Source organism: Occallatibacter sp. (assembly GCF_049802275.1).
In the GTDB taxonomy this organism is placed as follows: Bacteria; Acidobacteriota; Terriglobia; order Terriglobales; family Acidobacteriaceae; genus Telmatobacter.
This window is the reverse complement of sequence record NZ_JBARMD010000620.1, coordinates 1-5,801: the sequence shown is the minus strand read 5'-3', so window position 1 is coordinate 5,801 and position 5,801 is coordinate 1. Positions and strand designations below refer to the sequence as shown.

At 57.7% G+C, this 5,801-nt stretch carries 7 protein-coding genes; 4 read left to right on the top strand and 3 right to left on the bottom strand.

Annotation, left to right across the window (positions count from 1 at the left end; genetic code table 11):
- Positions 1-67: 67 nt before the first annotated feature.
- Positions 68-373: an RNA chaperone Hfq gene (gene hfq, locus WA354_RS21025; RefSeq protein WP_472810603.1), complete on the bottom strand. Its 306-nt coding sequence runs from the start codon at positions 371-373 to the stop codon at positions 68-70.
- Between the two features lie 424 nt (positions 374-797).
- Here hfq and nrdR point away from each other — a divergent pair, with 424 nt between their 5' ends.
- The 4 genes from nrdR to lpxC all read left to right on the top strand — a co-directional run bounded on the left by nrdR (position 798) and on the right by lpxC (position 4,024).
- Positions 798-1,274 (top strand): transcriptional regulator NrdR, encoded by a 477-nt coding sequence (nrdR, locus tag WA354_RS21020; RefSeq protein WP_472814980.1) that lies wholly within the window; start codon positions 798-800, stop codon positions 1,272-1,274.
- Positions 1,275-1,676, top strand: a complete 402-nt coding sequence (locus tag WA354_RS21015) for a hypothetical protein (RefSeq protein ID WP_472814979.1) — start codon at positions 1,275-1,277, stop codon at positions 1,674-1,676.
- Positions 1,677-1,685: 9 nt separating this feature from the next.
- Positions 1,686-2,705: an isocitrate/isopropylmalate dehydrogenase family protein gene (locus tag WA354_RS21010; protein ID WP_472814978.1), complete on the top strand. Its 1,020-nt coding sequence runs from the start codon at positions 1,686-1,688 to the stop codon at positions 2,703-2,705.
- 386 nt (positions 2,706-3,091) lie between these two features.
- Positions 3,092-4,024, top strand: coding sequence for a UDP-3-O-acyl-N-acetylglucosamine deacetylase (gene lpxC / locus WA354_RS21005; RefSeq protein ID WP_472814977.1), 933 nt, complete (start codon positions 3,092-3,094; stop codon positions 4,022-4,024).
- 22 nt (positions 4,025-4,046) lie between these two features.
- Here the strand turns inward: lpxC and WA354_RS21000 are convergent, their stop codons facing one another.
- Positions 4,047-5,213, bottom strand: a complete 1,167-nt coding sequence (locus tag WA354_RS21000) for a lactonase family protein (protein ID WP_472814976.1) — start codon at positions 5,211-5,213, stop codon at positions 4,047-4,049.
- A 180-nt stretch (positions 5,214-5,393) separates the two neighbouring features.
- The coding region (locus tag WA354_RS20995; RefSeq protein WP_472814975.1) for an energy transducer TonB at positions 5,394-5,801 on the bottom strand (408 nt) is incomplete at its 5' end.

Genomic DNA, 5,801 nt, shown 5'->3' with positions numbered 1-5,801 from the left:
AATCGGTCGTCGAAGAGACTCGGCCTCTGGCACCGCCTTCAACTGCCAATTGAGGGCGCTCCCTGTCTTATCGCTGCTCCGCGCTAGCCGCTGGAGGCGCGGGCGCCGGCACGGCGGCCGGTCCCATTCCTGCCAGCGCAGGACGATGCTCAGTGTGCATCACGCTCCGGTTGCTCACCACGGTCGAGATGGCGTGTTTGAAGATGAGCTGCTCCTGGCTGTTGTTCTCCAATAAGACGGAGTACTTGTCAAAGGAGCGGATTTTTCCGGTCAACTTGACGCCGCTGACCAGATAAATCGTAATGGGGGTCTTGTCTTTGCGAACAGTGTTCAGGAAGGTGTCCTGAATGTTCTGTGCCGGCTTGTTCTCCATATGCCGATCTCCTGCTTCTTTTCTAGGATGGTTGGATGCAAAGCTGCTGCGCCCGTGTGAGAAGACAAAACAACGGGGACGGCGCCGGAATCCCCGGAGCCGCCAAACCCCGCAATGTGACAACAATATAGCGGTTCACGAAGCTTTTCAACTCTCTCCGTCCAATTTACTTTGCAACTGCCTTACGCGGGGGCCCACAGGGGGGCAAACACCCTGACTGCAAGCCTGATTCTCGGGCCAAAACCCTGATCTGCCCCAATATCGGTGCTAAGGAGGGGGCTTGAAGGGCCAGTACGCGGGCCGCAACTGCTGGAACTGCTCGCGGTGCTCCAGCATGTCCTAGAGACGCAGCAATTCATTCTTGGCGAGCAGGTTGCGGTCTTTGGAAAGGCAGTTGCAGGCGATACCGTAGAATCTCCCTAGAATGAAGTGCCCTTACTGCGGATACCTGCAAGATCGCGTCGTGGATTCGCGCGAAAGCAAAGAGGCCGATTCGATTCGGCGCCGGCGCGAGTGCGAGAAGTGCGTTCGCCGCTTCACCACTTACGAGCGCATCGACGAAATCCCGTACATGGTGGTTAAGAAAGACGGCCGCCGCGAGCGGTTCGATCGGCAGAAAATCCTAAGCGGGCTTTTGCGCGCCTGCGAGAAACGCCCTGTCTCCTCGACTCAGCTGGAAAAAGTCGTCGACGCAACCGAGAGCTATCTTATGGATGCACCGGAGCGCGAGCGCACAACGAGCGAGATCGGCGAACTGATCATGCAGCATCTCAAGGGACTCGACACCGTGGCGTACATCCGCTTCGCATCGGTGTATCGCGACTTCAAGGATGTGCGGGAGTTCAAGGAAGAGCTGGAAGATCTGCTGGAAAGCCATCGGACGGGGAAAGGCAAGAAGTAGATGTTCGAAGACTTTTTTACGCAGCCACAGGCCGAGCGTTTTCTCCTCAATCAAAAGTCGGCTGTCGTTCTCGGCGTCTGCACAATACCCTCCGCCTTTTTACTTTATCTGAGATATTGCGATTGGAATTTCGCTCCATCAAACCATTTCGTTGCAGCAATGATTGACTGGACCATTTTACCGCTCTGTCTTGGGATGTTTGCCCTGCTTGCCGGAATTGGCCTCTTCATATTCAGGTGCGGAACTCAACCTCCTCGGGATAAATTCTTGTGGGGTCTGATGCTGATCTTCGGATTCCCTTACACCGAGATTGCAGTCTACTTCTTTCTATATCTTCCAACTATCAGAGCGAGGCTGAGCGGCTCCGAACAGACACCCTTTAAGCTAGAAGCTAGGAGCTAGCAGCTCATTATGACTGACACAAAAACACACAAAGTAACGCTGATTCCCGGCGATGGCATTGGCCCTGAAGTTACGCAGGCCGTCGTGCGCATTCTTGAAGCTACCGGCGTGAAGTGGGAGTGGGAGCGCTTTGCTGCCGGGGCGGAGGCCTTCGAGATTTTCGGCGAGTACATTCCTGCCGACCTCAGCGACTCGATCACGCGCAATAAGGTGGCCTTGAAGGGGCCTGTGACTACGCCGATCGGCGGCGGGTTCAAGAGCATCAACGTCACGCTGCGCAAGCAATTCGACTTGTTCGCGAATTTCCGTCCGATCAAGAATCTGCCCGGACTTGAATCGAAATGGCCTGGCGTCGACCTGATCATCGTGCGTGAAAACACTGAGGGCGAGTATGTCGGGCTGGAGCACGAAGTCGTTCCCGGCGTGGTCGAGAGCATCAAGGTCATCACGGAAAAAGGCTCGACGCGCATCGCGAAGTTCGCCTTTGAATATGCGCGCAAGCATGGGCGGAAGAAGATCCACTCCATTCACAAGGCCAACATCATGAAGATGTCGGATGGGCTGTTTCTACGCTGCGCCCGCAAGGTATCGGAGGGATTTCCGGAGATCTTTTATGGCGAGCACATCATCGACAACACCTGCATGCAGCTGGTGATGAATCCGTACCAGTACGACACGCTGCTGCTCGAAAACCTCTACGGCGACATTGTCAGCGATCTGTGCGCGGCGTTCGTCGGCGGGCTTGGCCTTGTACCAGGCGCGAACCTCGGCCATGAATGCGCGATCTTTGAAGCCGTACACGGATCGGCGCCCGACATTGCCGGCAAGGATCTCGCAAATCCGACAGCCTTGCTGCAGTCGGCGGTACTGATGCTGCACCATCTTGACGAGGAAGCAGCGGCCAATCAGGTGCAGAAGGCGCTCGAAACTGTTTATGCCGAGCGCAAATGCCTGACACGCGATGTAGGCGGCACCTGCGGCACGACGCAATTTGCCGACGCGGTGCTGGCGGCGATGGAAGCGCACTGAACCGGTTCGCCGACTGCGCGACTGCCATTCGCTTCCGACACCAGCGAATGAAACTTCTGGAGCAAGGTGACTGTCGATTACATCGCTTCCTTCGATCCTGCGTTCAAATGGCGCTCAATAGCGAATTTCTGGCGAAAATCGAGAGTAAACGCCCCCTGAGGTTTACTCCGGAAGCACCGGGCAGGCATTTGATAACTATCCGGTTACGATCGGGTGCCGAGCCTATCAGCTTGATTTGGCAATAGTTTGTACTTCGGGCGGCGGGATGGGTCGGGCGATTGCGCGCAGTGTTGCAGAATTACCACACCGCGTTTTTCTATTCAGCGTCTAATCTTACGGTTACCGCCCCCTGCACGTTGGTATTCTTATTGCTTTGGAGTTCTTGATTGGCACAGACCGCGCATCTGGAGCAGACGATCGCAGCGCCCCTGGAATTCACAGGCGTAGGACTGCACTCGGGCGCCCCTGTGACGATGCGGCTGCTACCTGCGGCGGCGGGTTCCGGCATTGTTTTCCGGCGTACAGACCTCGACAACTTTGAGATTCCTGCGACGGGACGCAACGTAGCGAAGGTCAGCTACGCTACGAGTTTGATGAGGCAGGGCGTGCTGATTTCGACGACCGAACACCTGCTGAGCGCGCTGATCGGCATGGGCGTGGACAACGTCATTGTCGAGCTCGATAACCTGGAGTTACCGATTCTGGACGGCAGTGCGCTGCCTTACGTCGAAGCCTTCCGCGACGCCGGTATTAAGACGCAACGCAGAAAGCGCGAATCGATTAAGGTCCTGGCGCCAGTAGAAGTACGCGAGGGCGACAAATTTATTGGGGTGTATCCGGGGTCGGGGTATCGGATCGAGTACAGAATTGACTTCCCTGCTCCGATCGGACAGCAGGAAACGAGCATTGACCTGGCGGCAGAGACGTATGGCACCTTTATCGCCCCGGCTCGGACCTTCGGCTATAAAACGGACGAGAAAAAGCTGCGCGACATGGGGTTGATTCGCGGCGCAAGTCCAGAGAACGCGATCGTGCTGGGGCCGAGGGGCCCGGAAAACGGGCCGCTGCGCTTCAGCGACGAGTATGTGCGGCACAAGGTGCTGGATCTGATCGGCGACCTGGCGCTCGCAGGACGCCGGATTGAAGGGCTCGTGGTGGCCGAGCGCGCCGGACACGCGATGCACACGGCATTAGTTGCAAAACTGATGAAGGACCGCTCGGCCTGGGAGCTGGCGTATGTACCGGCAGCGGGTTCAGAGGCTGAGGACGCGCCGGTGAGCGTGGCTGCGATGCGGCGCCCGGCCCTGATGGGCGCCTAGGTCTCGGCGGAAATTCTGCCGCTCAGGCTGGGACGGCCTTGATGTCGAGCGGCGCTCCCCACATAGCAACAAACACAATGCACATCGGTGTTGGGCACGCGACAGTCTTGCCTTCGTTGGCGAGTTTGCCAGTGGATGCATTGCGCGAGAATACAGCCACATTGTTCGAGTTCTGATCGGCAACCAGCATCCATCGCTCGGTGGGATCGAGGGTGAAGTTGCGCGGGGTCTTGCCGCCGGAGCTCGTCCTCTCCATCGGCGTCAGCGCGCCGGTTTTGGGGTCTGCTGTAAAGCTGTAAAGGAAATCAGTGCCGCGATTGGCGAAGTAGACGAAGCGGCCATCTTTGGTGATGACGGTGTCACAGCCGGTGTTTCCCTGCGGCGCATCCTTCGGATTGGGGAGCGGCGCGTTCGGCGGAAGGAGATGCACGGTGTCGATGCGGGTGAGGCTGCCGTCTTTCTCGTTCCACTTCAAGATGTCCACGGTCGAGTTCAGCTCGTTCATGCAATAAGCTGTGGAGCCGTTGGGGTGAAAGTGGAGCGTGCGCGGCCCCGAGCCGGGTGTTGCTTTGTAGGCTCCCGCATTCTTGAGGACTGCGGTCTTCGTGTCGAAGTTGTAGATGTGGATCAGGTCGCCGCCGAGATCGTTGATGTAGGCGAAGCGATTGTTGGGGGAGAAGGATGCGAAGTGCGCGTGCGCTGATTCCTGGCGATCGGGGTTCGGGCCATGCACGGTGTAGTGCTCGCTCCAGACGAGGGGGCTAAGTTTGCCGTCGGTGACTTTGAAACTGGCAGCGCTGCCGCCGCCGTAATCGGCTGAGAGAAGAACACGGCCAGTGCGATCGATGGCGCAGTGGCATGTGCCCTTGCTGGCAGAGTTTTGTCCTGAGAGTTGCTGGAGTTTGCCGTCATCGACTCGAAAGCTGGCTACCTCTCCCGTAGGCTTGCCGTTGAAGCTCTCAACTTCGCATGCGGCAAACAGGTATCTCCGATCCGGCGAGAAGCAGATCCAGTCGACAGTCGATATCTCAGCCGCAACGCCTGCGCTGGTGAGTTCGCCTTTCGATGCATGCCAGTCGAAAGAGCGGATGCCCTCGGGTGTGCCGGAAGCGACGAAGACGCGTTGGACGCCAGGAGCCGCGAAACTTTTGGATGCGACAGCGGCGAGGGTGGCGGCGGAGGCGGACATCAGAAAATCACGACGAGTAAGATTTCGCATGGCACATGCGATTGTCGCCGATGGAGCTGTGCGAGGGCAAAGATCATCTGCAATCGTCGGCCTTGCGATGCGCCATCCGAAAGGCTACGAAAAACGCAGGCACATTGGGTTGGATGCGCCTGCGCGAAGAGTGAAACGTCGACTTGCGATTCATCGCTCGAGTTTGAAAATCACGCTTACGGTGGTTTCGACTTCTACGGGTTGGTTGTTGAGCAGATAGGGGCGGTAGCGCCAGTTTTTGACGGCGTCGATCGCGGCCTGTTGCAGCATCTGCGGTCCGCTGATGATCTGAAGGTTTTCGATTGTGCCGGCCTTCGAAATGATGGCCTGCAGAACGACGGTGCCCTGCACACCTACACTTTTGGCGATGATGGGATATTGCGGGATGCTTTTGTAGATCAGAAAGCCTTCAGCAAGTTTTGAAGGCAGACGAATGCTTGAGGGGGCGGGGGGACGGACGACCGTAACGGCGCGGCCATTCCCGAAGGGGCTGCCGTCGCCATTGGGAATTCCGGTTCCGGAGTCGAGTGCGATATTGGGACCGGCAAAGGGCTGCTC